This is a genomic window from Cryobacterium sp. N22 (genome assembly GCF_002929555.1).
Classification (GTDB): domain Bacteria; phylum Actinomycetota; class Actinomycetes; order Actinomycetales; family Microbacteriaceae; genus Cryobacterium.
Genome location: NZ_PJJP01000017.1, coordinates 1 through 25,026 on the forward strand (window position 1 = coordinate 1; position 25,026 = coordinate 25,026).

At 69.3% G+C, this 25,026-nt stretch carries 25 protein-coding genes, 1 tRNA gene and 1 pseudogene; 15 read left to right on the forward strand and 12 right to left on the reverse strand.

Going from position 1 to position 25,026, the window contains the following annotated elements; all coding sequences use genetic code 11:
- A partial coding sequence (locus CXY76_RS01365; protein WP_146073330.1) for an HNH endonuclease signature motif containing protein occupies positions 1–735 on the forward strand: 735 nt, incomplete at its 5' end.
- Between the two features lie 3 nt (positions 736–738).
- Here the strand turns inward: CXY76_RS01365 and CXY76_RS01370 are convergent.
- On the reverse strand, positions 739–1,227 hold the full coding sequence (locus tag CXY76_RS01370) for a GNAT family N-acetyltransferase (RefSeq protein ID WP_104162484.1): 489 nt from the start codon (positions 1,225–1,227) through the stop codon (positions 739–741).
- 155 nt (positions 1,228–1,382) lie between these two features.
- Positions 1,383–4,034 carry a hypothetical protein gene (locus CXY76_RS01375; protein WP_104162485.1) on the reverse strand — a complete coding sequence of 884 codons (2,652 nt, stop codon included), beginning with the start codon at positions 4,032–4,034 and terminating at the stop codon, positions 1,383–1,385.
- 194 nt (positions 4,035–4,228) lie between these two features.
- On the opposite strand from CXY76_RS01375, the gene CXY76_RS01380 reads away from it, so the two are divergent.
- The 4 genes from CXY76_RS01380 to CXY76_RS01395 all read left to right on the forward strand — a co-directional run bounded on the left by CXY76_RS01380 (position 4,229) and on the right by CXY76_RS01395 (position 7,549).
- Positions 4,229–4,639 (forward strand): GNAT family acetyltransferase, encoded by a 411-nt coding sequence (locus CXY76_RS01380; protein ID WP_104162486.1) that lies wholly within the window; start codon positions 4,229–4,231, stop codon positions 4,637–4,639.
- 60 nt (positions 4,640–4,699) lie between these two features.
- Positions 4,700–5,425 carry an LON peptidase substrate-binding domain-containing protein gene (locus CXY76_RS01385; RefSeq protein ID WP_233199503.1) on the forward strand — a complete coding sequence of 242 codons (726 nt, stop codon included), beginning with the start codon at positions 4,700–4,702 and terminating at the stop codon, positions 5,423–5,425.
- A gap of 104 nt (positions 5,426–5,529) precedes the next feature.
- The gene (locus tag CXY76_RS01390) at positions 5,530–5,826 is read left to right on the forward strand and encodes a toxin-antitoxin system YwqK family antitoxin (RefSeq protein WP_104162487.1); all 297 of its coding nucleotides are present in this window, start codon (positions 5,530–5,532) and stop codon (positions 5,824–5,826) included.
- 4 nt (positions 5,827–5,830) lie between these two features.
- Entirely contained in the window at positions 5,831–7,549 is a 1,719-nt protein-coding gene (locus tag CXY76_RS01395) for an FAD-dependent monooxygenase (RefSeq protein ID WP_104162488.1), read from the forward strand.
- Here CXY76_RS01395 and CXY76_RS01400 read toward each other — a convergent pair.
- The 4 genes from CXY76_RS01400 to CXY76_RS01415 all read right to left on the reverse strand — a co-directional run bounded on the left by CXY76_RS01400 (position 7,510) and on the right by CXY76_RS01415 (position 10,915).
- Positions 7,510–8,961 (reverse strand): AMP-binding protein, encoded by a 1,452-nt coding sequence (locus CXY76_RS01400; RefSeq protein ID WP_369826043.1) that lies wholly within the window; start codon positions 8,959–8,961, stop codon positions 7,510–7,512. The genes CXY76_RS01395 and CXY76_RS01400 overlap by 40 nt on opposite strands.
- Positions 8,962–9,100: 139 nt before the next feature.
- The gene (locus CXY76_RS01405) at positions 9,101–9,409 is read right to left on the reverse strand and encodes a hypothetical protein (protein ID WP_104162490.1); all 309 of its coding nucleotides are present in this window, start codon (positions 9,407–9,409) and stop codon (positions 9,101–9,103) included.
- A 92-nt stretch (positions 9,410–9,501) separates the two neighbouring features.
- Positions 9,502–10,218, reverse strand: a complete 717-nt coding sequence (locus CXY76_RS01410; protein ID WP_199190163.1) for a DUF2461 domain-containing protein — start codon at positions 10,216–10,218, stop codon at positions 9,502–9,504.
- A gap of 103 nt (positions 10,219–10,321) precedes the next feature.
- A complete protein-coding gene (locus CXY76_RS01415; protein WP_104162492.1) occupies positions 10,322–10,915 on the reverse strand; it encodes an HhH-GPD-type base excision DNA repair protein in 594 nt (197 codons plus the stop codon).
- Positions 10,916–11,060: 145 nt separating this feature from the next.
- On the opposite strand from CXY76_RS01415, the gene CXY76_RS01420 reads away from it, so the two are divergent.
- The 4 genes from CXY76_RS01420 to CXY76_RS01435 all read left to right on the forward strand — a co-directional run bounded on the left by CXY76_RS01420 (position 11,061) and on the right by CXY76_RS01435 (position 14,299).
- A complete protein-coding gene (locus tag CXY76_RS01420) occupies positions 11,061–11,381 on the forward strand; it encodes a hypothetical protein (protein WP_233199504.1) in 321 nt (106 codons plus the stop codon).
- 59 nt (positions 11,382–11,440) lie between these two features.
- Entirely contained in the window at positions 11,441–12,469 is a 1,029-nt protein-coding gene (locus CXY76_RS01425; protein WP_104162493.1) for a PHP domain-containing protein, read from the forward strand.
- Positions 12,470–12,575: 106 nt separating this feature from the next.
- The gene (locus tag CXY76_RS01430) at positions 12,576–13,670 is read left to right on the forward strand and encodes an S-(hydroxymethyl)mycothiol dehydrogenase (RefSeq protein ID WP_104162494.1); all 1,095 of its coding nucleotides are present in this window, start codon (positions 12,576–12,578) and stop codon (positions 13,668–13,670) included.
- The gene (locus tag CXY76_RS01435) at positions 13,670–14,299 is read left to right on the forward strand and encodes an MBL fold metallo-hydrolase (RefSeq protein ID WP_104162495.1); all 630 of its coding nucleotides are present in this window, start codon (positions 13,670–13,672) and stop codon (positions 14,297–14,299) included. Before CXY76_RS01430 ends, CXY76_RS01435 begins: the two co-directional genes overlap by 1 nt.
- A 6-nt stretch (positions 14,300–14,305) precedes the next feature.
- On the opposite strand, the gene CXY76_RS01440 is transcribed toward CXY76_RS01435, so the two are convergent.
- A complete protein-coding gene (locus CXY76_RS01440; RefSeq protein ID WP_104162496.1) occupies positions 14,306–14,779 on the reverse strand; it encodes a DUF1801 domain-containing protein in 474 nt (157 codons plus the stop codon).
- 168 nt (positions 14,780–14,947) lie between these two features.
- Between CXY76_RS01440 and CXY76_RS01445 the strand changes: the two genes are divergently transcribed.
- Positions 14,948–15,018 (forward strand) — tRNA-Cys (locus CXY76_RS01445).
- Positions 15,019–15,073: 55 nt separating this feature from the next.
- Here the strand turns inward: CXY76_RS01445 and budA are convergent.
- Together budA and alsS are read right to left on the reverse strand one after the other, a co-directional pair.
- Positions 15,074–15,820: an acetolactate decarboxylase gene (gene budA, locus CXY76_RS01450; protein ID WP_233199505.1), complete on the reverse strand. Its 747-nt coding sequence runs from the start codon at positions 15,818–15,820 to the stop codon at positions 15,074–15,076.
- Complete coding sequence (gene alsS, locus CXY76_RS01455; RefSeq protein ID WP_104162497.1) at positions 15,817–17,547, reverse strand: acetolactate synthase AlsS; 1,731 nt, start codon at positions 17,545–17,547, stop codon at positions 15,817–15,819. Before alsS ends, budA begins: the two co-directional genes overlap by 4 nt.
- A 141-nt stretch (positions 17,548–17,688) precedes the next feature.
- Between alsS and CXY76_RS01460 the strand changes: the two genes are divergently transcribed.
- From CXY76_RS01460 to CXY76_RS01475, 4 genes are all read left to right on the forward strand, one after another.
- Complete coding sequence (locus tag CXY76_RS01460) at positions 17,689–18,567, forward strand: LysR family transcriptional regulator (RefSeq protein ID WP_104162498.1); 879 nt, start codon at positions 17,689–17,691, stop codon at positions 18,565–18,567.
- Positions 18,568–18,798: 231 nt separating this feature from the next.
- Entirely contained in the window at positions 18,799–19,812 is a 1,014-nt protein-coding gene (locus CXY76_RS01465; protein WP_146073331.1) for a hypothetical protein, read from the forward strand.
- A 235-nt stretch (positions 19,813–20,047) separates the two neighbouring features.
- Positions 20,048–20,623, forward strand: coding sequence for a GNAT family N-acetyltransferase (locus tag CXY76_RS01470; RefSeq protein WP_104162500.1), 576 nt, complete (start codon positions 20,048–20,050; stop codon positions 20,621–20,623).
- 27 nt (positions 20,624–20,650) lie between these two features.
- Positions 20,651–21,004, forward strand: coding sequence for a UBP-type zinc finger domain-containing protein (locus CXY76_RS01475; RefSeq protein WP_104162501.1), 354 nt, complete (start codon positions 20,651–20,653; stop codon positions 21,002–21,004).
- Between the two features lie 499 nt (positions 21,005–21,503).
- On the opposite strand, the pseudogene CXY76_RS19795 reads toward CXY76_RS01475, so the two are convergent.
- The 3 genes and pseudogenes from CXY76_RS19795 to CXY76_RS01490 all read right to left on the reverse strand — a co-directional run.
- Positions 21,504–22,652: pseudogene (locus tag CXY76_RS19795) on the reverse strand (S8 family serine peptidase); the annotation flags it as partial.
- A gap of 33 nt (positions 22,653–22,685) precedes the next feature.
- Positions 22,686–23,339 (reverse strand): hypothetical protein, encoded by a 654-nt coding sequence (locus CXY76_RS01485; RefSeq protein ID WP_146073332.1) that lies wholly within the window; start codon positions 23,337–23,339, stop codon positions 22,686–22,688.
- A 96-nt stretch (positions 23,340–23,435) separates the two neighbouring features.
- A complete protein-coding gene (locus CXY76_RS01490; RefSeq protein ID WP_104162504.1) occupies positions 23,436–24,425 on the reverse strand; it encodes a YafY family protein in 990 nt (329 codons plus the stop codon).
- 107 nt (positions 24,426–24,532) lie between these two features.
- On the opposite strand from CXY76_RS01490, the gene CXY76_RS01495 reads away from it, so the two are divergent.
- Positions 24,533–24,958, forward strand: coding sequence for a VOC family protein (locus tag CXY76_RS01495; protein ID WP_104162505.1), 426 nt, complete (start codon positions 24,533–24,535; stop codon positions 24,956–24,958).
- Positions 24,959–25,026 lie beyond the last annotated feature (68 nt).

A 25,026-nucleotide genomic window follows, 5' to 3' on the forward strand; every position in this document is an offset into this window, starting at 1 on the left:
GCCTACGACCGGATCAACGGCATGGCCGGGAGCCTGAAAAAGACAGGTGACCCGACGCCAGCGGGCGCCGACTCAGAGATCGACGAGGAGCAGAGCAAGCGGAGCCTGGACCAGCTCCGCGCGGACATCACCCGGGCGCTGCTGCTGGACGGCATCACCCCCGACGGGATGGGAGCCGGGATCCGCGGCACGGTCATGATCACCGTGCCGGTGCTCACCCTGCTGGGCCTGAACGAGGAACCCGCCACCCTCGAAGGCTACGGGCCCATCTCACCTGAGGCTGCGAGAGAGATCGCCGGACACGCACCGAGCTTCACCCGGCTGCTGACCCACCCGGAGACCGGGGTGGTGCTCTCGCTGGGAAAGACCCAGCACAAGAACACCAAGGCCATGAAGAAATGGCTCCGGGTGCGCGACGAGACCTGCCGGTTCCCCGGCTGCTCCCGCCCGGCGGTCACAAGCGACGTCGACCACACCGACCCCTGGGCCGGCGGCGGCAGAACCGACTGCGACAACCTCGCCCACCTCTGCGAACCCCACCACCGGCTCAAGCACCTCAGCCAGTGGCGGGTGACCCAGGAACCCGGCGGCGTGCTGCTGTGGACCTCTCCCGGAGAACGCAGCTACCGCACTGACCCGGCCAACCCAATGGGACCACCCCGACCCCGGCCACCGGTGGTGGGGCCCAAAACCCGGAAGCCGACACCACCGGTACCGGACAACCCGCCGTTCTAGAAGCTAGAGGAGCAGCTTGAAACCCACATGGGAGGAGGCGAAGCCTAGGCGCTCGTAGAATCGGTGAGCGTCGAGGCGGGAGGCGTCGGAGGTGAGCTGCACCAGCCGGCATCCGCGCCCGCGCCCGTACTCAACCGCCCAGGTCAGCATCTCGCTGCCGAGGCCGTTGCCGCGCAGGGCCGCACTCACCCGAACGGCCTCGATCTGCAACCGAGTCGCCCCGGACCGGGCGAGCCCGGGCAGCACCGTGAGCTGTTGGGTGGCCACCACCTGCCCGGCGGGATCGTCGACGACAACGAGCAGCTGGTCGGTTGCTTCGTTGATCGCCTCGAAGGCAGCCAGGTAGGGCGCGAGATCCTCCGCCGCGGTGGATTCCTCAGCGGATCGCAGCTGGTCGTCGGCGAGCAGGCCCACTATCGCGGCCACGTCCTCCGCGCGAGCCCGTCGCAGGGTGAATGGTCCGCCGGGTAGGTCGAAAACAGCCTCAGTCATCCATCCAGCATGCCAGTGAGGCACGCCATTGCGCGCAGGAAACCGGCCGAAGCGCGGCCGCGTCCCAGCGTGCCGACAGGCAGGCGCCCGGATCGCCACCGCCCACCAGAGGTGGGTTGCGGCGATCCGGGCGCATGTGCCGGCTTCTCAGCCGATCAGTAAAGGCTTGAGAAGACCGGGGCGCCGTCGACCATTGTGACGTCCCCATCGATGTAGAAATCCACGGTGGCCTTTTCCGGTGTCGCCTGACCCCGGTAATCGGTGTTCGTGTAGGTCACGGTCGCCGAGCCACGTTTGTCCGTGGAAAGGTCCCACTCATCGTCGTACATACTGCCCAACGACGTCACGGCAGGTTCGTCGATGGTCCAGACGACATCGGTGATGGTGCCGTAATCGTAAACGCGGATCGGGCAGTCATCGGGGTCGAGGATCTTCTGAGCCGCACAGCCGGCCAGGTATTCCGCCACCTGCTCATCGACGCTCGAGGTGAACTTCGCGGTGGGTTCGAGGCTCAGCCGCGCGTCGCCTGTCACAGCAGAAAGTCCCGCCTGAACCGTCTGCGGCTCGGCTGAAAGCCACTCATCATCCCCGGCATTGGCGATGACATAGTCTCCGGGGAAGACCAGAAGATCGACGTATCCGATTTCCTGAGCATCGCTGCTCAGTTCGACCGTGGTGCCGTTGACGTCGATCTCGTCGATACCGGGCGAGACACCAATAGCCACGCTCGGCAGCCAGACCGGTTCCAGGTTCCAGTTGTCGAAGAACAGGGCCGTCGTGCCGGACTTCGTCAGCTCGTAGGCCGTTTCCTCCGTCACACCGTCCTGATCGATGTCCGCCGTCACAATAGCGGTGTCGCCGCTGGAGCCGAATTGGGTGATCGTGTACCCGGTGATCCTGCCCTCTGTCGCCTTGAGCACCGCGTCTGTGAGCAGAACCCGCTCGCCAGTTGACTCTTCGACGCCGCCGATAGCCAGGGCATCCGATGCGTCGCCGGCCACGATCGCGTCCAGGTAGCTTTCCACCTGGTTCTGCGGGCTGAAGACGACCTGGTTGATGATCGAAACGGCGACGGATGCCCCGAGAATGACGACGACACCACCACCGACAGCGGCGAGCACAATCCACACTCGACGCTTCTTCTCCGGGGTCATCGGCACGATGGCGCCATCGGCCTGCGGCTGCACCGCTGTCGGAGCGGCGCCGGCCGCCACGACGACGGGCTCTCCGGCGACGACGGGAGCGTCACTGACGACGGGCACCTTGACCGGTTCCGGCGGCACATACGTGCCGGGCACCGCGAACGGCACGCCGACCAGTCCGGTGATCCTGGCTGACCGGGTGAGGACGGCGGCGGGCAGGAGCTGCAGCAGAGTCGGGGCCACGAAGACCGCGACGACCTCGACGAGGGCACCCAGCGCAGCGAAGACGATGAACGTCCACGCGGCCAGCCCGACAACACCGGATGCGGCCGCCGCACCTTCGATCAGGGAAGCGGCACCCCCGAGAAGACCGTCGAGGCTCTCGCCGGCGCCAGCCGTGTCGACGCTCGTCCAGCCGGCGATGGCACCCACAATCGAGACGACGATGCCCACTACCGCAAATGACACCACCGTGGTCACCCACGACATGGCCGCCGACAACCTCAGCTGCTCGCGACGAAGACGCAGCACGGTACCCGTCACCAGGATGAGCAGCAGGTTGACCACCAGGATCAGCACCGTGGCCCAGCCGGGTAGCTCGGTGGGCATCCAGAAGCTGTTCGACGAGCCGGTCAGCCCACCCAGGGCGGCCAAGGAGCCGCCGACCGTGAGCGGTGCGAGGTTCACGAAGCCCAGGCCGTCGACCACCGCGGTCGGAAGCCAGAAGAACGCCGTCAGGAGCGCGTTGACGCCGCCGTTCACCACGGACCAGACCAGCAGCGCCACGGTGACCAGCACGGCGAGCACACCGAGGTGCAGCCCGACGACCGGCAGGGTCGACCGCACGGATGCGAACACCGAGGCGGCGGCCGGTGCCACGATGGCTGGCGTGATGCCGGCAGCAGCGCGGGCCACCCGGGCCCGGGCCACGTACGACGCGAGAGTACCCAGAACGAGTGCGCCGAGGAACGCCGTGAACGACGCCGAAGACGCCGTTCCGGATCCGGTCAGAAATCCGAAGTCGGTGTCGGATCCGTCACCGAGGGCATAGGTGAGCGGCGTGACGGCCGCGACGATGACCACAAGAAGCGCCAGGACCACACCGCTGAGTGCCGACAGCAACCAGCGGATGCCGCGCGTCCGGCTCGGCGCTATCCGTTCGTCCCTGCGGGCCACGAAGGCTGTGGCGATGATGAGGAAGGCGGTGACCAGCAGCGGAAGCCAGACCACGGAGACCGCGGCCGAGATTCCCATCACCGTGGCGCCGACGGTGAGCGTACCGGCGACGGCCAGGCCCACAATCTGAGCGGGCGCCTGGAAGGCCAGTCCCCAGTCGAGGGAGGCGTCAGCGGCGGCGACGAACACCAGCAGGGTGAACACCAGCGCCAGTAGCCAGGTAGCGGCGTAGACGACGACCGGGGCGACCGCTGCGGCGATGAACCGTTCGGCCGGGATGCCGCGCACCAGTGAGGCGACGCGGGTGCCGACGGTCGGGCCGGTCGGCGCCGGTGCGGTCGGCAGTGCGGCACCCGGAGTGCCGTACGGAGCCGCGACCGGGTCAGCGGGCGCGAGCGGCTCAGCGACCGGCTCCACGGCCGGCTCTGCGGCAGGTTCTGCGGCAGGTTCTGCGGCAGGTTCTGCGGCAGCGGCCGGTTCAGTGGCCACCGCGCTCTGGCCCGTATTGTCTGTGCTCGTTCCGGAATCGTCTCCGGAATCGGGTTTCCCACCCAATTGTGAATTGTCCATGCTTCCCCCAGTTTTCGTTTCGAAGCGTATCGCAAAAAAAATAGCTGGCCAGCGGCCAAGTCTGATCCCCGTGTAACGATCGGGACACCACTCGGCACGGGCACAATGGACGAATGCACATCACCGACGTCACCCTTGCCGATCTCGAGGCCGTCACCACGCTGTGGGAGGACGCCGGCCTCACCCGCCCGTGGAATCCCCCAGCCACCGACCTCCGTCGCGCGTTGGACGGAACAACATCCACAGTGCTCGGCGCCTTCCGCGACGGCAGGCTGGTCGGCACCGTGATGGTCGGCCACGACGGCCACCGCGGCTGGGTCTACTACCTCGCCGTCGCCGTGGATGAGCGCGGCACGGGCCAGGGCCGCCGGCTGATGGCGGCCGCCGAAGCCTGGCTCGTGGAACGCGGCGCCGTCAAGCTGCAGCTCATGGTGCGAGAGGCCAACACCGCCGTCACCGGCTTCTACGACCGGCTCGGCTACGCGGATGCCGACGTGCGGGTCCTCGCGAAACGGCTCGACTGATCTGACTCACCGATGGTCCCGGTGCTTGGTTTTCCACCGGGAGCGTGATTCGCTGGGGTCATGTCGAATCAGGGGAACCCACCCGACGAGCCGGTCGGCGCCACCGGCCTGCCGATGTTCCCGCTCGGATCGGTGCTCTTCCCCTACATGCCGTTGCAGCTGAGGGTGTTCGAGGAGCGCTACCTGATGATGCTGGCCAGCATCCTCGAATCGGAGCCCGCCGAGTTCGGTGTGGTCCTGATCGAACGCGGCCAGGAGGTGGGCGGTGGCGAGCACCCGTTCAGCACGGGTACCGTCGCGCAGGTGCTTGAGCTGGTGGCACCGGAGGGGTTCGTCGGCCTCGTCGCGCAGGGAGACCGGCGCATCGAGGTCGTCGAGTGGCGCCAGGACACCCCGTACCCGCAGGCCGTGGTGCGGGAGCTGCCCGCCCTGGTCTGGGACGACGCCCTCACACCGCTGCGGGTGCTCGCCGAGCAGACCGTGCGCCGCACCCTGTCCCTGGCCAGCGAGTTCACCGACGACGCCTGGTCGGCCAACGTCGCCCTGTCTGAGGACCCCGTCGAGGCCGCCTGGCAGCTGGCCGGTATCGCCCCGGTGGGTCCGCTCGACCAGGTCGCAATGCTGCGGTCCACCAGCATGGCCGGCCTGCTGCGCGCGATCTTCGACCACACCGAAGCGGCCGCCGACGCGTTCAGGGTGCCCGGCCCCGGCGAACTTGATGCGGATGACCTGGACACGGATGACCTGAACCCTGACGACCTGGACCCGGACGACCCGAACGCCTGAGGCTCGGGAGCGAGAAATTCGGCCACCAGCGGCCGACCGGCACCACGCCCGGTGCGACGCTGACCGCTGTTGAGCGCGGGAGCATTCCGGGGCAGCATGGGGGCATGCCCTCTCAACCGTCGTCCCCCTCGCCCTCCCGGTCCGTCGGCCTACCGGTCCCCCGCCACGACCGCTTCCCCGATGGGTCGGTCAAGGCCAGCGGCTTTGAACTCGACGGCAAACTCCACGGACACTGGGAGTGGTTCCGCATCGACGGTTCGCTGATGCGCTCAGGGGAGTTCGACCTGGGGCACCAGGTGGGCCTGTGGCGCACCTGGGACCGCACCGGGCGGCTCGTGAAGGAGACCTCGTTCGGCCCGTCCACCCCGGGCACCAGCCCCGCGGACCCCGCCACCCGTTGATGACATGGCCGGCATCGGAATCGGCACCGGCACCGCGTTCGACGCCGATGTCCTGATCGTGGGCGCCGGGCCCACCGGGCTCGCCCTCGCCCGCGAGTTGCACACCCACGGGGTCACCGCGATGATCGTCGACAGGGCGCCGGATGCCGTGCACGAGTCCCGGGCTCTGGCCATCCAGGCGCGCACCCTCGAGGTCCTCGCCCGCAACTCTCTCGCGGACGACCTCGTGACCGCCGGCAACCCGACCGGAACGCTGCTGTTGCACGGGCGCGCCCGACGCCGCCGCGGCAGCCCCAGCGCTGCGCCGGTACACGCCGCACCCGCTCACGCCGTGCCCCTGTTCGACGAGGCGCTCGGCGACACACGCTTCCCGTTCCTGCTCTTCCTCTCCCAGGCCGGCACCGAACGAGTGCTCGTCGATCGCCTGGCCGGCGCGGGCGTCGGCATTCGCCGGGGGCTCACCCTCACGGGCCTGACCCAGGACACTGACGGGGTCACCTGCACCCTCGACTCCCCCGGAGTTCCCACTCGGACCGTGCGCACCCGCTTCGTGGTGGGTTGCGACGGCGCGCACAGCGCGACGCGGCACCTGGCCGGCATCGGTTTCTCCGGTCGAGCCTTCCCGCAACGCTTCCTCCTGGCCGATCTGGAGGCCGACGGCCTGGAACCCGGCCGGGTGCACGTCTACCTGGCCGGAGCCGGTCCGCTGTTCCTGTTTCCACTCGGCTCGCCGGCCAGCTGGCGGCTGCTCGTGATGCTGCCACCGGGCAGCCGCACCGGCCCCGTCACACTGGCGCTCGCGCAGGCCGCCGTCACCCGCTACACCCGTGACACCATCAGGGTTCACCACCCGGTCTGGCTCACCGAATTCGCCATCAGCAGCCGGCTCGCCGACACTTTCGCCCGCGGCCGCGTGTTCCTGGCCGGCGATGCGGCCCACATCCACAGCCCGGCCGGCGCCCAGGGTATGAACACCGGCATCCAGGATGCGGTGAACCTGGGCTGGAAACTCGCCCTGGTCTGCCGGGGCGCAGCCGACCCGGCGCTGCTCGGGAGTTACGAGCGGGAACGGTTGCCGGTGGCCCGTTCGGTGTTGGCCACCACCAACCGTGCCTTCACGGTGGCGACCAGCCAGCACCCGGTGCTGCGGGGCCTGCGGGCCGGGCCGGCCGTGTGGGCGGCCGCGCTGCTGCTACGCAGCCGGGCGGCGCGACGCACCGGCTTCCGGCTGATCTCCGAACTGGGCATCCACTACCGGGGCAGCCCGCTGTCGGTGGAAGGAGCCCCGGCCGAAGGTGCACCGCAACGAGCACGCCCGCGCCTCGGCCGGGGGCCGCGGCCGGGCGAGAGATTCCCCCAACCGGGGATGGGGGTGGCGCCGGTGTCCCTCATCGGGACCGCAGCCGCCGGACCCGGCGCAGCACCGGGTCCGCCGGTGTTCAGGATGCTGCTCTGCGGACCGGCCGCGGAGTGGCCGGACACCCGGGTACGGGACTTCCAGGCACGCTGGGCACACCTGCTCACCGTGGAGCTGACCCCGTCCGCACCTCGATCCCGCTGGTCGGCCGCCCCACGCGCCGCCGCCACCTCGCGCCGGCGGCCCGGCCTCGTCCAGTACCTCGTGCGCTGGGACGGCTACGTCGGCTACCGGGCCGCCGGCACCGACCTCGACGGCGTCACCGCCTACCTCCTGGCGCTCGGCGCTCGGCCGCTCCCACCCTGACTCGGGGCCGCCTCGGCGGGGTCTGCACCGCGTCCGATGAACCAGTAGTAGCCATCGGCGTCCCGCCGCACCAGGTCGCCCGTGAGGTACCAGCCCCCGACGAAGCGTCGCCGGTACCGGGCGTCGTCCCGCAGGTAGCCGCGGAACATCGACGGCCAGCCGGCACGAAAAGCGAGCTCGCCGAGGGCATCCGGTTCGGTGACAAGGATCACGTCGCCGTCGTCACCGAGCACGACCCTCCCGTCGGCGTCGGTGGCCAGCACGGCGGCCTGTACCCCGGGCATCGGTCGGCCGAGCGCCCCGGGCCGAATCGGGCTACCCGGGAAATTCGCGAGCATGATCCCGCCGGTCTCGGTCTGCCGCCAGGTGTCGTGCACCGGCCGCCCGAAGGTTTCCTGGGTCCACTCCATGACCTCCGCATCGTGCGGTTCACCGCCACTGGCCACGTGGCGCAATGCCCGTAGGTCATGGGCGGCCGCCAGTGCGGGGCCGGCCGCCATGAGCATCCGCAGCACCGACGTTGTGGTGTACCACACCGACACCCGCTGGTCGGCGAGCACGCTGTAGATGCGCTCGGCGTCGGGCTCCCCCTCTACGATCAGCACGGTCGCGCCGTGGACCAATGGGGTGATCACACCGTGCGAATTGCCACTGACCCAGCCGGGGTCCGCGGTACTCCAGTAGACGTCATCCGGGTGCAGGTCGAGAGCGTAGAGCCCGGCGACATAGAGCGACGCGACGGCATCGTGCACGTGCACCACACCCTTGGCCGGACCAGTTGTGCCGCTGGTGAAATGCAGCATGGCCATGTCCTCGGACTGCATCGCCACGATGTCGCCGTACGGCGGGGCCTCGCGCATCAGTGCGACCAGGTCGACGGTGCCGGGGTCCGGTTCTCCGTCGGCATCGATGAGGAGCACCTGCACCAGCTCGGGCAGCTCTGACCGCACCGGAGCGACGGTCTCCCGGTACAACGCGCGCGTGGTCACGAGCGCCCGTCCCGAGCCGAGCTTCAACCGCTGGCGCCCCTGCTCGGGGTCGAAGCCGGAGAACATCGGGCAGAAGACGCTGCCGTTCTTGAGGGTGCCGAAGGCGGCCACGACGAGTTCGGGGATGCGACCACACAGCGAGAAAACCCTGTCGGCACGCTCGATACCGAGCCGCTGCAGCACACTCGCGAAGCGTCCGGTCTGCTCGGCAAGCTCGGCGTAGCTGAGCGCCTGAGCGGTGCCGTCGGTGCGCACGAACCGCAGCGCATCGTGTCCAGCGAGCGGTCCCGCCGCGTGGCGGTCCACGGTTTCGTGGGCGATGTTGACACCCCGACCGCCAGGCAGTCCCGACAGCGCCTGTCGCGCCCGATCCCAGCTGAACTCGGAATACACCCGCCGGTAGTCGCCCAGATTCGGCCGCACCTCGGACGACGCGGAAGGTTGGTCAACCGGACGCCGCGTCGGCGCGGGGTCTGAGGCGTTCGATCCTGCCGTCATGTCCCCATGAAACTCCTGCTCGGCCACCCGGCATAGGGGCTGTGTCGTCAGAGCAGCAGTGCGGTCAGCGCAGCAGGGTGAGGACGATCTGCAGCGCCACCAGGGCGAGCGTCGCTCCGGCCAGGACCAGCGCCGCGACGGAAAGGCCCCGACCTCTGGCTCCAGCGGGAATGACCCTGTAGGCCTGCAGGGTGAAGAAGAGACCGACGGCGCCGACGACCAGCGCGGGAACCGGGTATACGACGGCGACGATGAGCCCGAGCAGCGCGACCCAGAAGCCGGGCACCCGGCCGGGCGCCTTCGTCCAGTCTGCCTGCGGGGCGCCCATGGCAATGAGGCGGTTGCCGTCCATCTTGGCTCGGGGATCGTTCACTCTGGAGCTCCTTCGAGGGCCCGTTGGACCGGTTCGGCCGCGACCACTCTTCGCTGCCATTCTCCTGTATCCGGCGGCCCGGCGGGCGACAATCAGCCGCGGCGTCGTCCGGCGGCCGCTTCCCGCTCCAGAGGGGTGACGGTCGCCAGCGGAATGTTGAGGAAGTCGACCAGGGGTGCCAGTGCCCTGAACCGATCCACGACGGCATCGATGAAACCGTCCGTGAGGGCGACTTCTCCAGGCAGTCGGGCGAACAGCGCCCAGCTGCGCAGCCGCAGCAGGTCGGCGGCCGGATGCTCGGCGGGAAACCCCTTGGGGCCGCGGATGAGCGGCCGGCCGTCCAGCGGCTCCGCCAGCCGGGCCAGCGATGCGTCGGCGAGCAGGCTGCGCATCTCGTCATGGTGGTCGAGCAGGTACTCGCGGATCGCGTGCAGCTGGGGCGAGCCCGGCGCATAGGCACCGGCGGCCACCATCACGCCATGCACACCCACCTGCAGGAAGAATCCGGCACCGCCGACCTTCTCCAGGCCCTGCCGGGGCCAGTTCGCCGCCAGATGGGTCTTGTACGGGGTCTTGTCATTCGAGAACCGCACATCGCGGTAGATCCGCAGCATCGCCTTCGGTGCCGGACGCAGATAGTCGGCCGCGAACCCCGCCAGCTGCAGGTTGACCGCGTCGATCACCGCGAGCATCCGGGCCTTCAGCTCGGTCTCGTAGACACCCTTATGCTCCTCGAACCACTCACGGTTGTTGCGGTGTTCGAGCTCCTCGAGGAAGTCAAACGCCTGCTCGCTGAAATGGGGACCCACCTGCACGCTCCTTCGGTCACGTCCGACCATTCTCTCGCGGCCGCATCCGAGCGTGAAGAACTCCGGCACCGCCCACAGCCGCTGCGCGGAGCCGGCCTGGCGGTTATTTGGCCGCGGCGTCCTTGGCCGCGGCCTTAGCCGCCCGTTTGCTCTCCCGAACTTTGCCCAGCGACTCCGGGTCGACGATGTCGGCCACCGACCGCAACGACCCGTCCTCGCCATACGGGGCGGATGCCTCACGCCAACCGTCCGCGGTGACACCGAGCCGTTTGCCGAGCAGCGCGAGGAAGATCTTGGCCTTCTGCTCGCCGAAGCCCGGCAGGCCCTTCAGCCGGCGCAGCACCTCGGCACCGTCGGGGACCGCACCGTCCGCACCGGCCGCGGTCCAGATGGCGGCCGCGTCACCGTTCCAGTCCTGGGCGACCACACCGGCCAGGGTCTGCACCCGCGCGGCCATCGAGCCCGGGAAACGGTGCACCGCCGGGGTCTGCTTGAAGATCGCGACGAACTCTTCGGGGTCGTACCCGGCGATCACCGACGGGTCGAGGCCGCCGATCCGGTCCCGGATCTTCGCCGGACCGGCGAACGCGGTCTCCATGGCGATCTGCTGGTCGAGGAGCATGCCGAGCAGGAGCGCGAACGGGTCGTCGCTGAGAAGGGCGTCTGCGGCGGTATCGCCGGTGAGGTGCAGCGTCATCAGCCCAGTCTCGCACCGCCAGGGCAGATCCGCAGGGTGGGCTGCGGGTTGGCAGCGCGGCACCGGGGGGCCACGATGGCGACAACCGGAGTACCCCATCCGAAAGCACCGTGCAGCGAAGGGCCACCGGCAAGAGGAGGCAGACATGTTCGACATCCCCGCGGGCAGCGTGATGCGCAGCTGGACCGGTTGGATCCGGCCGGAGGATCGCGCCGCCTACGCGAGCTACATGGAACGCACCGGGCTGGCCGACTACCGGTCGACCCGGGGCAATCTCGGCGCCGCCACGCTGTTCCGCGACCTGCCGGACGGCCGGTGCGAGGTGCGCACGGTGTCCTTCTGGCGCCAGTACGCCGATATCGTCGCCTTCGCCGGCGACGACATCGACATGGCGGTGTTCTATCCGGAAGACGACGGCTTCCTCATCGAGCGCGAACTCACGGTGGCCCACTTCGACGTGGCCTGACCCCGGTTTCTTCGACGCACGGGCTCCCGTTTCTGCCGGTTCGGGCCGATCATGGCTGCATGGATTCCGTCGACGCCCTCTCCGAGATCGCCTTCTGGCTGGAGCGCGACCTTGCCCCGACCTTCAAGGTGCAGGCGTTCCGGCGGGCCGCCGCCCTCATCGGCGATCTGGACCCCGCCGAGCTGGCCGATCGGGTGCATGACGGCCGGCTGCGGGCGATGAAGGGCATCGGCGGCCGCACGGCCGAGGTGATCGGGCAGTCGCTGTACCGCCTGCCCGACTACCTCGACAACCTGCGCCAGCGCGGTGCCGAACCCCTCGCCGCCGGCGGCGCCGAGCTGCGCGGGGCGCTGCGCGGCGACCTGCACAGCCACAGCGACTGGTCGGACGGCACCACGTCGATCGAGCTGATGCGCTCCGCGGCGCGGCTGCTCGGCCGGGAGTACCTGGCGTTGACCGACCATTCACCCAATCTCACGGTCGCGCACGGTCTCAGCGCCGACCGGCTGGAGGAGCAGCTCGGTGTCGTCACCGAGCTCAACGCCGACGCGGCGGCCGGATCCGACCCGGTGCGGCTGCTCACCGGCATCGAGGTCGACATTCTCGAGAACGGCCGGCTCGACCAGTCGCCCGAGCTGCTCGGCCGGCTCGATCTGGTCGTCGCCAGCGTGCATTCGAAACTGCGCGAGGACTCCATCACGATGACCCGGCGGATGCTTGCCGGTGTCCGCGACCCGCACACCAACGTTCTCGGCCATTGCACCGGCCGCCTGGTGACCGGGTCGCGCGGCACCCGACCGCCGTCGAGTTTTGATGCCGAGCGTGTTTTCGCCGCCTGCGCCGAGAACGACGTGGCGGTCGAGATCAACTCCCGACCGGAGCGGCAGGACCCGCCGGACGACCTGATCACGCTGGCGCTCGAGGCCGGCTGCCTGTTCAGCATCGACAGCGACGCGCATGCCCCCGGCCACCTCGATTTCCTGGCCTACGGAGCCGAACGCGCCGCGGCCAACGGGGTGCCCGCCGAGAGGATCGTCAACACCTGGCCGGTCGAGAAGCTGCTGGCGTGGTCGCGGGCCGGCCGCTGAGCATCCGGCGGCACGCCCGGCGTTGGCCGCGCCAGCACCCGGTCAGGATGCTTCGATAGGTTGGATGCCTGCCAATCGGCTGCCCCGGCAACTCACGAGGAGCTCCATGCCCATCACCGTTCAAGGCGCGATCGCCCGCTCCAAGGGGGCTCCCGTGGAGCTCACCGACATCGTCATCCCCGATCCCGGACCCGGCGAGGTCGTCGTCGACATCGACACCTGCGGTGTCTGCCACACCGACTTCCACTACAAGGAGGGCGGCATCAACGATGACTTCCCCTTCCTGCTCGGCCACGAGGCCGCCGGCCGGGTGAGCATCATCGGCGACGGCGTCACCCACGTGGCCGTCGGCGACTTCGTCGTGCTCAACTGGCGCGCCGTCTGCGGCGACTGCCGGGCCTGCAAGCGCGCCGAACCCTGGTACTGCTTCAACACCTTCAACGCCAGCCAGAAGATGACCCTGGTCGACGGCACCGAGCTCAGCCCGGCGCTGGGCATCGGCGCGTTCGCCGAGAAGACCCTCGTGCACGCACAACAGTGCACCAAGGTCAACCCGGATGCCGACCCCGCCGCGGTCGGACTGCTCGGCTGCGGCATCATGGCCGGCATCGGCGCCGCCATGAACAGCGGCAACGTCACCGTTGGCGATTCCGTGGCCGTGATCGGTTGCGGCGGCGTGGGCGATGCCGCGGTGGTCGGTGCGAAGCTGGCCGGTGCGAGCACCATCATCGCGATCGACCGTGACGCCAAGAAACTGGCCAAGGCCACCGAGTTCGGCGCCACGCACACGATCGACTCCGCCGGGCTCGACGAAGACGGCGTGGTCGCGGCCGTGCAGGCCCTCACCGGCGGCTTCGGCGCCGACGTCGTCATCGACGCCGTCGGTCGTCCGGAGACCTGGCGGCAGGCGTTCTACGCCCGCGACCTGGCCGGCACCGTGGTGCTCGTCGGCGTGCCGACCCCCGAGATGATGCTCGAGATCCCGCTGCTGGACGTGTTCGGCCGCGGCGGTTCGCTCAAGTCCTCCTGGTACGGCGACTGCCTGCCAGAGCGGGACTTCCCGATGCTCACCGAGCTGTACCTGCAGGGCCGGCTGCCGCTGGCCGACTTCGTCAGCGAACGCATCGGCATCGACGAGATCGAGGCGGCCTTCGCCAAGATGGCGTCCGGCGACGTGCTGCGCTCGGTGGTGGTGCTCTGATGACCGCACGCATTGAACACCTGGTCACCGCGGGCACCTTCGACCTGGACGGCGGTAGCTGGGCGTTGGAGAACAACGTCTGGATCATCGGAGACGACACCGAGTGCGTCGTCATCGACGCCGCCCACAACGCCGAGACGATCCTCGCGGCGGTCGGCGACCGTACGTTGCTCGGCATCCTCAGCACCCACGGGCACAACGACCACATCGGCGCCGCCGGTGCCGTGGCCGCAGCCACGGATGCGCCGGTGTTCCTGCACCCCGGCGACCGGATGCTCTGGGACGTCGTCTACCCGGCTGCCGCGCCGAGCCGGGAGCTCGCCGACGGCGACCGTATCGCCGTGGCCGGCATCGAGCTGGAGGTCATCCACACGCCGGGTCACTCCCCCGGCTCGGTGTGCTTCTACGCGCCCACGTTCGACACGCTGTTCAGCGGCGACACGCTCTTCCACGGCGGACCCGGCGCGACCGGCCGCTCGTACAGCGACTTCCCGACGATCATCGAGTCGATCACGACGAAGCTGCTCACCCTGCCCGGCGCGACCGTGGTGAACACCGGCCACGGCGAGTCGACCTCGATCGGCGCCGAGGCCCCCGACCTGCCGGATTGGATCGCGCGCGGGCACTAGCGAACGCTACGGGCGGCCGCCCTCGGACTCCCGGGCCCTGGACCCGAAATACTCGCCGGCGGTCACCGCGCGAAACGACGCGGTGACCATCTGCTCGAGCACCTCGAGGTCCACCTTGCCCAGGTCGGTGAGATACAGGCAGCCCACCCCGATCTTGTGCGGTCCGAGCCGGGCGAGCTCGTCGGCGTAGGCGCCCACGCCGTCGGGAAAATAGATCGACATCGACGCCTTGCGCGGTGAGAAGCCGGCCGCTCCGGCATCACCCTCCCGACCGCTCGCGTACTTGTAGTGGTACCTGCCGAAGCCGATGATCGAGGAGTACCACAGCCGCGCCGGCTCATTGGTGATGCGCCCGAACATCGCGAGCAGTGTCTCCGCGTCCCGCCGGCGGGTCGCACCGGTCACAGTGTCGAGGAAGGCGCGCACGGCGTCATCCGCAGCCTGGTCGTCGCTCTGATCGGGAGGGGTCTGGGTTGCCATGCCCCTACGGTAGCGCCGGTCCGCCGACACCGGCAGGTGCCGCCGCCGTCAGGCATGGATTCGCCGACCGACGACGACGACTTCCTTCGTCATACGGCTCTGATGAGGCCTTTTCTCGGCAAGGCTTGTCATGAGGACATCGAACCTCCAACGGTTCGACATCCCGATCGCGGTGTGCCCGAGAGGCCAGGGAGCAGCCTGCAAAGCTGTGTACGCGGGTTCGATTCCCGCCATCGCGTCGCGTGCGCGCCGGGGCCTCTGGAGCGACCCCGGCGTGCGCCCGCGACGTGTGGGTCAGGCGTGCTGCTCGGTTTTCGCCAGCTGCCGGGCAAGGTCGTCCGGCGACAGGTTGGCGTCGCGGAACGCATCCGTCAACGGCAGCTGCAGGCGCAGGTCGGTGCCCAAGCACAGCGCCGCACTGCCGCTTTTCAGCTTGAAGTCCAGCACGTGGCCGCCGCCGGTGCGGTCGTCGGTGATGAAGTGGGTGTGGCAGCCCGGCACGCCGATGCCCTGCTCGTAGAGCGGGGTGCGGAAGCCGACGAGGGAGCCGGACACGTCGTGCAGCTCGACGATGGCGTCTTCGTCGGTGGCCTCCACCATCGGGCGGTACGGCTTCTGCTGTTTCACGACGGTGCGCATCCGGATCCACTCGAAGTCGCCGTCGATGCGCAACGCGTACATGTAGTTCTCGGATGCCGTCATGTGGTCGATGAACGCCGATGCCTCGGCGCGCACCACGTTGTCGGGCAGTCGGCTCTCGATGTGCGGCACGAAGTTCGTCACCACGGCGTACGGGGTGTACGCGCCCAGGTCGGCCTTGGTGACCCCGCCGTCGGCGCGCAGCTGGTAGCAGCTGCCGTCGACGATGAGCATCTCGCCGTCGAGGCCGTTGAAGGTGCCGATGCCGAAGCTGCCGTGGCCGAGCAGGTCGCGCACCGTCATTTCGCCCTCGTAGACGCCGTCGAGCAGCGCGCTCATCAGGCTGGTCTGGAAGATCTCGTGCCTGGACACCGTGAAGGCGGGTGCGGTGGAGTCGCTCACAGCAGCACGTCGCTTTCCAGATCGGCCATGAGCTCATCCCTGTTGTTGCGGTAGTCCACCCGCACGTCGATGATGCTCGGGCCGTCGTCGTTCATGGCCTGCTCGAGCACCGCGGCGAAGTCGTCGAGGTGGGTGACCCGGTAGCCGTGGGCGCCGAACGACTCGGCGTACTTGACGGCGTCGTAGTCGCCGAGCTGCACGCCGGAAGTGCGGCCGTACTTGCCCTGCTGCTGGAACGCGACCATGTCGTAGGTGCCGTCGTTGAAGATGATGTGGGTGAATTTCGAGCCGAGCCGCACCGCGGTCTCCAGCTCCATGGCGGAGTAGAGGAACCCGCCGTCGCCGGACACCGAGACCACCGGGGTGCCGGGGCGCACCAGGGTCGCGGCGATAGCCCAGGGCAGCGCCACACCGAGGGTCTGCTGACCGTTCGAGAACAGCAGGGTGCGCGGGTGGTAGGTACGGAAGTGCCGGGCCATGTAGATGTAGTGCGAGCCCACGTCGCAGAGCACCGTGGTGTCATCGGGCAGCAGGGCCCGCATCGCCAGGGTCAGCTCGGCGGGGTGCACGCCCTCCGACTCGTCGTCACGGTGAATGGGCTGGTCGGCCTCGGCCAGCCGGGCACGCTCGGTGGCGACGACCGCCGAGGCGGATGCCGACAGGGTAAGGCCGTCGATCTGGCGGGCGAGGGCATCCATGGTCTCGGCCACGTCACCGCGCAGTTCGACGGTGGGGCGGTAGTAGTCGTCGAGGTCGGCCGACAGCTCGTCGAGGTGGATGATGCGGCGCAGGTGGTCCTTGTTCCACTTCGAGGGTTCGTACTCGACGAAGTCGTAGCCGATGGCCAGGATCAGGTCGGCCTTGTGCAGCAGCACGTCGCCGGGCTGGTTGCGGAACAGGCCCACCCGGCCGAGGTAGTGTTCCTCGAGTTCGTGGGAGAGCACACCGGCGGCCTGGAAGGTCTCCACGACGGGCAGCGCGGCGGCGCCCAGCAGTCGGTGCAGTGCGGCAACGGCCCGGTCGGAGCCGGCGCGGGCACCGGCGAGGATTACCGGGAACTGGGCGTCTTTGAGCAGTTGGGCGGCCTGCTGGATGCTGGCGGCCGGGGCCGCACCGAGCTGCGGCACCCAGTGCGGAGTGGTCATCGACACAGTGGTGGAGTCGGTGAGAACGTCGTAGGGCAACACCACGGCCGCGGCGCCCTTGGGCTCCTGTGTGGCCTGGCGGAACGCGTTGGCGATGGCCTCCGGCACGTTGTCGGCGACGCTCACCTCGCCGGCGGACTTGGTTACGGCGGAGAGCATGCCGACCGCATCCATCGACTGGTGGGTGCGCTTGAGCCTGTCGCCGCGGGACACCGCGCCGCAGATCGCGACCAGCGGGTCGCCCTCGGTGGTGGCGGTGAGCAGGCCCGTGGCGAGGTTCGCGGTTCCGGGTCCACTGGTGACGAGCACAACACCGGGTTCGCCGGTGAGCCGGCCGACGGCGGCGGCCATGAAGGCGGCGTTCTGTTCGTGGCGCACCACGATCAGCTGCGGGCCGCCGTCGAGGAGGGCGTCGTAGACCGGGTCGATCTTCGCGCCGGGAACGCCGAAGATCCACTTGACGCCGTAGGCCTCGAGGCATTCGACGACGCGGTCGCCGGCCCGGCGGGGAGAGCCGAGTGCACCGGAGCCGAATGCGCCGCCCCCGACCGTCTCGTCCAAAACCGATGAATTCTGAGCCATGCCGTGCCTCCTGTAGTGCGTGTGACGCCGTGATGTGAACCGGCGTCTTCCTTCATCGTGCCCGCTCAACCGATAACGAACAACGCCGATACCGGATGCGAATCATCTGCACAAGAGATGAGTCAGTGAGAGGATGGGGAGATGGACCTCAGGCAGCTCGAATTCTTCAGCGCCGTCGCCGGCGAACTCAACTTCACCCGGGCGGCCGACCGGCTCACCATCGCGCAGTCCGCGGTGTCTTCCGGGGTGCGCTCGCTCGAGAGCGAACTCGGCGTGGAGCTGTTCGACCGCAGCCGCCGGCAGATCCGGCTCACCTCCACCGGCGAACTGCTGCTGCCGAAGGTGCGCGAGGCCCTCGACGCCGTCAACGAGGTGCGGGATGTCGCCCAGCAGTCCACCCAGGCCATCACCGGCTCCATCGTGATCGGGCTGATGACCTCGGTGACGCTCGTGAACGTGCCCAGGCTGCTCGGGCTCTACCGCACCGGCCACCCGGGCGTTGGCGTGCGGCTGCGCGCCGCCCGGCGCGGCTCGGCCGACCTCGTCGACGAGCTGGCCAGCGGCGAACTGGACCTGGCCTTCCTCGCGCTCAGTGGACCGGTGCCCGCAACGCTGTCGGCGGTGCCGATCGCCTCCTCCCCCATGGTCCTCGTGGTGCCGGCCGGGCATCCGCTCGCCGCGGCCGGCACCGTGGACCTGGCCGACGTCGGCGACGAGGAGTTCATCGATCTGCCGCCGGGCTATGCGAGCCGGCAGATCGTCGACGACGCCTTCGCCGCCGCCGGGGTGGAGCGGCGGGTGATGATCGAGGTCTCCGACATCGGCACCGCCGCCGAATACGTGACCAACGGCCTGGGTGTGGCGCTGCTGCCCGAGTTCGCCGCGCACGATGCGCTCAATGTGCGCCGCATCCCGGTCGCGCATGTGCCCGACTTCACCGTGTACCTCGCCGCCTCCCGCAAGCGCCGGGCCTCAGCGGCCGTGCGCGCCTTCGTCAACCTGGCCCTCTCCGGCGAGTAGTCCCGCCGCCCGGCCCACCGATGCCCGCCCCACCCGGCCCACAAACTGTTCCCGAAGCGGACATCTGCGCCCGGCGCACCGGGCGCACATGTCCGCACGGGCAACAGTTGCGGCGCGCTCGCCCACTCGTGGTGACCTGTGTGATGCGTTGTGCCCCAGGATCGGGACGACCAGCTGGCCGGCTGACCGCCCATGCCGCGGCCCTCGTTAGACTTGGCGCAAGGGGGAACAATGATGAAAGCTTTTCGCCACCTGACCGGGGACAACGCGCACCAGCAGAATTCCGGTGTGCTGAGGGTGGGCGCCCCTCGCGCTCAGTACCGAGCGCCCGCGGGCGCGCTCCTGGTCTCGGCGGTCCTGGTCCTCACCGGCTGCGCCGGTGCGGCACCCGTCGCGGAGGCCCCGTCCACCACCACCCCGTCCCCGGCCACACCGGTACCCACCGCCGTCGGCGCCTGCCCGGAGTCCGACGGACAGGGGCCCTGGGGTGATGTCATCGCCAAGGAACAGGTCGCGGATGACGCGGGCAGCTATTGCCACACGACTCTCGACCCGGCGTCAGCCGGCGCCCGATTCGACCCCGCGGTCGTGGATCTCGATTCGTTGGCGACGTACGGCTTCACCATCGAGGAGGCCGAGGCCGCACAGCGTGCGGCGCTCATCTACGTGACGGAAGCAGGGCTGGACTCAGCCCTCCTGGACGACTCCGCGACCGCCGACGCTACCTGGTTCGAGAGCGCCTCGCCGTGGTTCACGCCTGCCGCCCACGCCGCCCTGATGCCACAGGTGGCCAGCTATGGGCTCAGGGATGCCGGTGTCATCGTGTCTCAGAGCCTGCCGTCGCCGCTCACCAGGGACGGCGGTCCGCGTGCCGTCAACACGGCCGTCGGCGTCGACAAGATCTTCGGCACCCTGAGCGTGGACCAACAGACTCCTCTGCTTCTGGTCCGTACGACCGTCACCGTCGACTACGCCGCCACCGATGCGGCCATCGTGGAAGCGGCCATCCGTGACGAGCGCGGGACCACGAGCCTGAGCGAGGACAGCCTGCGGGCGAGCACACCCACCCTGTTCGACGGTTCAGACGACGAAGGACTTGTGCTGGTCGGCGGCTTCAACGTGGGCTTCGCCTCCGGCGATCTGACGGCGATTGAGTACATCAGCGCGGCGTGGACCCTGTCCACCGGCGATGGAGCACTGCAGATGGACGCCGTCGAGCCCGAGCTGGACCCGAGCCTGCGGTAGACCCGAGTTCGCCCGGAGTCGCCACGCGGCGGTCGCCCGCCCATTCCGCCCTCAACTGTTGCCGGTGCGGTCAAATGCACCCGGCACACCGGGACCAGTTGTCCGCAGCGGTAACAGTTGCCGCGCCCTCGCACGCTCTTCCCCGCCGCCGTGGCAGGTGCCACGATGGGTCCACGTTGAGCATCCACACGAGGAGCATCAACACGAGGAGCGAGGAACGAGGAAAGAGGGGACGATGACGATCGAGGTGAGCCCGGCCCACGACTTCGACGAGATGGCCACCATCTTCGCGCCGAAGAACCCCGATTCGTCGGTGTGCTGGTGCCTGTCCTGGCGCCTGAGCGCCAAGGAGAACCGGGCGCTCACGGGCACGGCCCGGGCCGACACGGTGCGGGAACTGTGCTCCCGCGATCTCGCTCCCGGCGTACTCGCCCACATCGACGGACAGGTCGCCGGCTGGGCGGGCATCGCCCCGCGCTCCGATCTGCATCCGTTCGCGAACTCGCGCAAGATCCCACACCTCGACGACCTCCCGGTCTGGTCACTCTGGTGTCTCCGGGTGCGCCCGGGATACCGAAAACGGGGCGTCACGCCGGCGCTCATCGCCGGTGCCGTCGAGTACGCGCGAGCATCGGGCGCACCCTGTGTGGAGAGCTACCCGGTCGACAACGACGGCCGGCGGGTGGACCTGACGATGGCCTTTGTCGGCACGCGCAGCATGTTCGAGCGGGAGGGCTTCACCAAGGCCGCCGACACGGATTCCATTGCCGGAGGCTTTCCTCGTATCCTCATGCGGCGGATGCTCGACTGATCGGCTCCGGGAGGGCACAATCGAACGATGACGCCCTCTGAGCCGGAGATCGATCCCACGGTGAAACCCAGCGGCCCCGGCTGCGTGGAGTGCGAGAGCACCGGCTCGTGGTGGCTCCACCTGCGCCGCTGCGCCGCCTGCGGGCATATCGGGTGCTGCGACGACTCACTGAACAGGCATGCGACCGCGCACGCCGCACACACCGACCATCCGCTCATCCAGAGCTTCGAACCGGGCGAGGACTGGTTCTGGAGCTACTCCCTGAATGCCGTTGTCCGGGGACGGCGGCTGGCCGACCCGCAGCACCATCCCGCGAGCCAGCCCGTCCCCGGCCCCGCCGGGCGTGTACCGGCGGACTGGCGGGAGCAGCTGGCCGATTAGTCAGCCTCCGAGGGCGGGCGCTGGAGGCCGTGAGCAACAGGAAGGCGGCCGCGAATTTGTGCGAGCTCGAAGCCAGGGTCTCGCTCGATCCCATCGCCGAGTCGCCGGCGCCGTCGCCGAGCAGCGAGGCCAGAAAGGCCCGGTCCCGTACGAGGTGGAACGCCAGTTCGCCCTCGAATCGCGCCAGCGTGCGCTGCAGCTCGTCCCCCGCACCACCCAGGCGGCGCGCCAGGGCCCGTTCCAGCACCGCATCGTCAACGCCGATCAGGGCGCTGAGCCGGCTGGTCGGGCGTTCGTCGTCGCCCGGCCGGCGAGCCGGCGCCACAGCCGTCGCGGGCAGCGGCAGCGCGAGAAGCGCGGCCGCGTCCAACACGCCGGCGCCCCACTGCGACGCGTCCCAGCCGCTCGGCACCCGGCAACCGCCGGAGCGGAGGAGGTGCAGGAACACGGCCTGCAGCTCTGCCCCGTAGCGGTTGCGCAGCGCGTCTGCCCCGTGATGCGCCAGCCAGAGGGCCGCAACACCGGCCAGGTGGCCGGCCGAGTAGGACGTGCCGGAGGTCTGCTGCACCCCGAACACCGGTCGGCCGTTCTGCCAGCTGACATCCGCAACATGCACCCCCCAGCCCGGTGCGCTGAGATCCACCGCCGGCCCCCGGGACGACTCGGGCCAGGGCCGGTCATCGGGCCCCGTTGCGGCAACCGCGAGGCAGTTGGGGTACGAGGCGGGTGCCACCACGATCCCCACGTTGTTGCCGGCGGCGGCGAGAACTATCGAGCCGGCATCCACCGCTCGCTGGATTGCCGTGCGCAACCCGAAGAAGCCCTTGCCGCCGAGGCTGATCGAGATGACGTGAGCGCCCTGGGCCCTGGCGTAGTCCACACTGCGCGCCACATCGCTGTCGAAGAGTTGCACCACGCTCTCGACGGTTCGCAGCGGGATGAGGGTCGCTTCCGGAGCGACTCCAACGATCCCGGCCGCTTCATTACCTCTGCCCGCGATCACGCTCGCCGTCGAGGTGCCGTGGCCGGGATAGGCCAGCGGCCAGCGTGACTCGTCCGGCGGCACCAGAGGGTCGAGTGCATCGTCGTCGTCGTCGATAAAGTCCCAGTCCCTGGCCAGGTCGAGGGCGGCAACACCCAGGTTCGGATGCAGGGTGTATCCGGTGTCCGGATGCCCGACCACGATCCCCCGCCCGCGCGAGGCTCCACCAGGGTCGGGAGGGAGCGCCCAGGCCTCCGTGCAGCGCATTGCGTCCCGTGCCCAACGGCTCGCCTCGCTGCCCGGCGGGGAGTTCCCCGGGCCAGGGGGTGCGGCGGCGGGCTCGGGCCCGATGAAGGCCCTGACGGGAATGTCGGCCTCGGCACGGCTGATCCCCGCGACGTCGATGAGTTCCTGCACCACGGCGTGCGCCCGGCGCGCGTAGCCTGACGAACCGACCTCCTCCGACACCTGCGCCGAAATGAGCCAGATATCGGTCTGCTCCGCAGGCACGTCTCGCTCAGTGAAAAGGGGTGCGGCCTGCCATCTGCCCAGCCGGGCGCGAAGGATCTCGGTCACCGCGAGCGAGGATTCCGGCGCCAGCGCGCTCTGCACCGCGATACGCATGGCGTGCGTGCGCGTGCTTGCCGGTGATGCCGCCTCTTTCATCGGTCACCTCCGCTCGCGGACGACGCTAGTTGGCTAGCCGCAGTACTCGCTGTCGATCTGAGCGCTGTCACGCACGACGATGGTGTCGACGAGCCCGTCGGCGCTCAAGCCGAAGTTGATCCAGTGTCCGCTACCGTCGGGCAGGGAGTAGAACGGGGCGTACTTGCCTTCGTTCTGCTCGATGTCGGGGTAGGCGACCGTGACCTGGTCCAGGGTGGCACCGATTCCGATTCCGGCGCTGGTCTGCGGGGAATTGGCGGCGACGGTGGGCACGGATCCCCAGGCCTGCAACACGATCTGCTCGACGACTCCGGAGTCCGACGGGTCGGGGAGCCAGATGCTGGGGAAGTCAGCCTTGTCGAGGGCGGTCACCCACGGGCAGCCATCCTGGACCGTGGTGGTGAACGCAGTCGTCGAGGTGGACTGGTCGGCCAGTTGGCCCTGCAGGGTCAGCGGTCCGATGGCTGTGTAGCCGATGAGCCATGAACTCGGATCATCCAGGTTCGGCTCGGCCGGAGCCGGCTCCGGCGTCGCGGTGGGAGCGGTGGTTGCCGCCCCGGCTGCCGGTTTCTCGCTGGCCGGCTGCTCGCTCGCCGGCTCGCCGGCGCATCCCGCTACGAGCAGCACGCCAACTGCGAGTGCAGCAATCGAGCCATGCCTGTGGAGCACCGATGCTTTGCTATTCATGTCTATCCCCCCGGATGTCAGTACCACAGAGCGTACTCGCCCAAGCCAGCTAATTACCAGATCGGCCTGCGATTTTTTCCCGCAACCACTCGGAGGTCAGTCGCGCGCACCGGTGGCGGCAATGGCGAGGTAGCGCGCGGCGAGGCCGCCGAAGGCGGCGGAGAGCTCGGGCGGGCCGACGACCTCGATGGTGGTGTCGAACCGGCCCAGCGATGCCGCTAGAGCCACCCACGACCAGGAGCCGACCTCGTAGCGGCAGCGGTCGGGTCCGAGGTCTTCGACGATGCCGTCGGCGGCGAACGGCAGCACCGCGCTGGCGGGCAGTCCCAGGATGACGGTGCCGCGGCAGGGCCAAGAGTCCTCCTGTGCCGAGCCCTTGAACCGCGCGGACACGTAGTCGCGCACGTTTCCGCCGGGGAGTTCGCGTGGGGTGAACCGGGGCCCGGTGGGTGCGCGCGGAGCAACGCGGTCGGCGCGGAAGATCCGCCAGTCACCCAGGTCGAGGTCCCAGGCTACGAGGTACCAGCGCCCGCTCGAGGTGACGAGGTGATGGGGTTCGACACGGCGCGGCGGCGGCGAGCCGGTGTCGCCGGGTCGCCTCGCGTAGTCGAAGCGCAGAACCTCACCGGCACGGATGGCGGTGGACAGCGCGATGAGCACATCCGGGGACACCGGGTCGGTGCCGGCGTTCCCGGCGCGGGTGGGGATGGTCGTGAACTCGAGGGCGTCCAGACGGTGGCGCAGGCGGGCGGGCATCACCTGCCGCATCGTGGTCAGCGCCCGCACGGCGGCTTCGTCGATGCCGACCCCGGTCACGGTGGCGGCTTGCAGGGCCACGGTCAGGGCGATGACCTGGTCGTCGTCGAACAGGAGCGGCGGCAGTTCGTTGCCCGCGTCGAGCCTGTAGCCGCCGTCCGGTCCTTTCATGGCGTGGATGCTGTAGCCCATCTCGCGGAGGCGTTCGACGTCCCGACGCACCGTGCGGTGGCTGATCTCGAGCCGCTCGGCGAGGAGTGCACCGGGCCAATCGCGCCGGGTCTGTAGAAGCGAAAGCAACAGCAGCAGTCGCGAAGTGGTCGACGTCATGTTTTTCACTCTAGGTGCAGTAGAGGACGAAAGCTGTCCTCTACTCCTGTAACCATGGCTGGTATCCGGGACGAACCCGGCGCATCCCCTCGAATCTAGGAGCAGACATGACCATCCACACGACCGCCCACCTCAACTTCCGCGGAGATGCCCGGGCCGCCCTGGCCTTCTACCAGGGTGTCTTCGGCGGCCAACTGGTCGCCATCAGCTACGCGGACGCCCACCGGGCAACCGACCCCGCCGAGGCCGATCAGATCGTCTTCGGCTCGGTCACCTCCGACGACGGCTTCCGCATCATGGCGTACGACGTGCCGCGCCAGAAGGCCTACGCGCCGGGCACGATCCCAGCTTTCGTCTCCGTCCGTGGCGCGGACGCGTCGGAGATCACCGGCTACTGGGAAAAGCTGGTCGAGGGCTCCGAGGTCGTCGAACCCCTCGCGACGTCGCAGTGGTCACCGCTGTACGGCATGCTCACGGACCGCTTCGGGGTCACCTGGGTCCTCGATGTGGAGGTGGCGTGGGACGCGGCCTGATCTGACTTCCGGCGGGGCGGGCGGATTCGCTCGTCCCGCCGCTACCGGGAAGACCCTACGACAAGCCC

Excerpts from the sequence above, each read along its gene's own strand:
- CXY76_RS01370 (WP_104162484.1), bottom strand. The coding sequence starts at position 1,227 with ATGACTGAGGCTGTTTTCGACCTACCCGGCGGACCATTCACCCTGCGA.
- CXY76_RS01385 (WP_233199503.1), top strand. The coding sequence starts at position 4,700 with ATGTCGAATCAGGGGAACCCACCCGACGAGCCGGTCGGCGCCACCGGC.
- CXY76_RS01390 (WP_104162487.1), top strand. The coding sequence starts at position 5,530 with ATGCCCTCTCAACCGTCGTCCCCCTCGCCCTCCCGGTCCGTCGGCCTA.
- CXY76_RS01465 (WP_146073331.1), top strand. The coding sequence starts at position 18,799 with ATGATGAAAGCTTTTCGCCACCTGACCGGGGACAACGCGCACCAGCAG.
- CXY76_RS01395 (WP_104162488.1), top strand. The coding sequence starts at position 5,831 with ATGGCCGGCATCGGAATCGGCACCGGCACCGCGTTCGACGCCGATGTC.
- CXY76_RS01440 (WP_104162496.1), bottom strand. The coding sequence starts at position 14,779 with ATGGCAACCCAGACCCCTCCCGATCAGAGCGACGACCAGGCTGCGGAT.
- CXY76_RS01490 (WP_104162504.1), bottom strand. The coding sequence starts at position 24,425 with ATGACGTCGACCACTTCGCGACTGCTGCTGTTGCTTTCGCTTCTACAG.
- CXY76_RS01485 (WP_146073332.1), bottom strand. The coding sequence starts at position 23,339 with ATGAATAGCAAAGCATCGGTGCTCCACAGGCATGGCTCGATTGCTGCA.
- alsS (WP_104162497.1), bottom strand. The coding sequence starts at position 17,547 with ATGGCTCAGAATTCATCGGTTTTGGACGAGACGGTCGGGGGCGGCGCA.
- CXY76_RS01475 (WP_104162501.1), top strand. The coding sequence starts at position 20,651 with ATGACGCCCTCTGAGCCGGAGATCGATCCCACGGTGAAACCCAGCGGC.
- CXY76_RS01425 (WP_104162493.1), top strand. The coding sequence starts at position 11,441 with ATGGATTCCGTCGACGCCCTCTCCGAGATCGCCTTCTGGCTGGAGCGC.
- CXY76_RS01495 (WP_104162505.1), top strand. The coding sequence starts at position 24,533 with ATGACCATCCACACGACCGCCCACCTCAACTTCCGCGGAGATGCCCGG.
- CXY76_RS01430 (WP_104162494.1), top strand. The coding sequence starts at position 12,576 with ATGCCCATCACCGTTCAAGGCGCGATCGCCCGCTCCAAGGGGGCTCCC.
- CXY76_RS01470 (WP_104162500.1), top strand. The coding sequence starts at position 20,048 with ATGACGATCGAGGTGAGCCCGGCCCACGACTTCGACGAGATGGCCACC.
- CXY76_RS01415 (WP_104162492.1), bottom strand. The coding sequence starts at position 10,915 with ATGACGCTGCACCTCACCGGCGATACCGCCGCAGACGCCCTTCTCAGC.
- CXY76_RS01420 (WP_233199504.1), top strand. The coding sequence starts at position 11,061 with ATGTTCGACATCCCCGCGGGCAGCGTGATGCGCAGCTGGACCGGTTGG.
- CXY76_RS01380 (WP_104162486.1), top strand. The coding sequence starts at position 4,229 with ATGCACATCACCGACGTCACCCTTGCCGATCTCGAGGCCGTCACCACG.
- CXY76_RS01435 (WP_104162495.1), top strand. The coding sequence starts at position 13,670 with ATGACCGCACGCATTGAACACCTGGTCACCGCGGGCACCTTCGACCTG.
- CXY76_RS01460 (WP_104162498.1), top strand. The coding sequence starts at position 17,689 with ATGGACCTCAGGCAGCTCGAATTCTTCAGCGCCGTCGCCGGCGAACTC.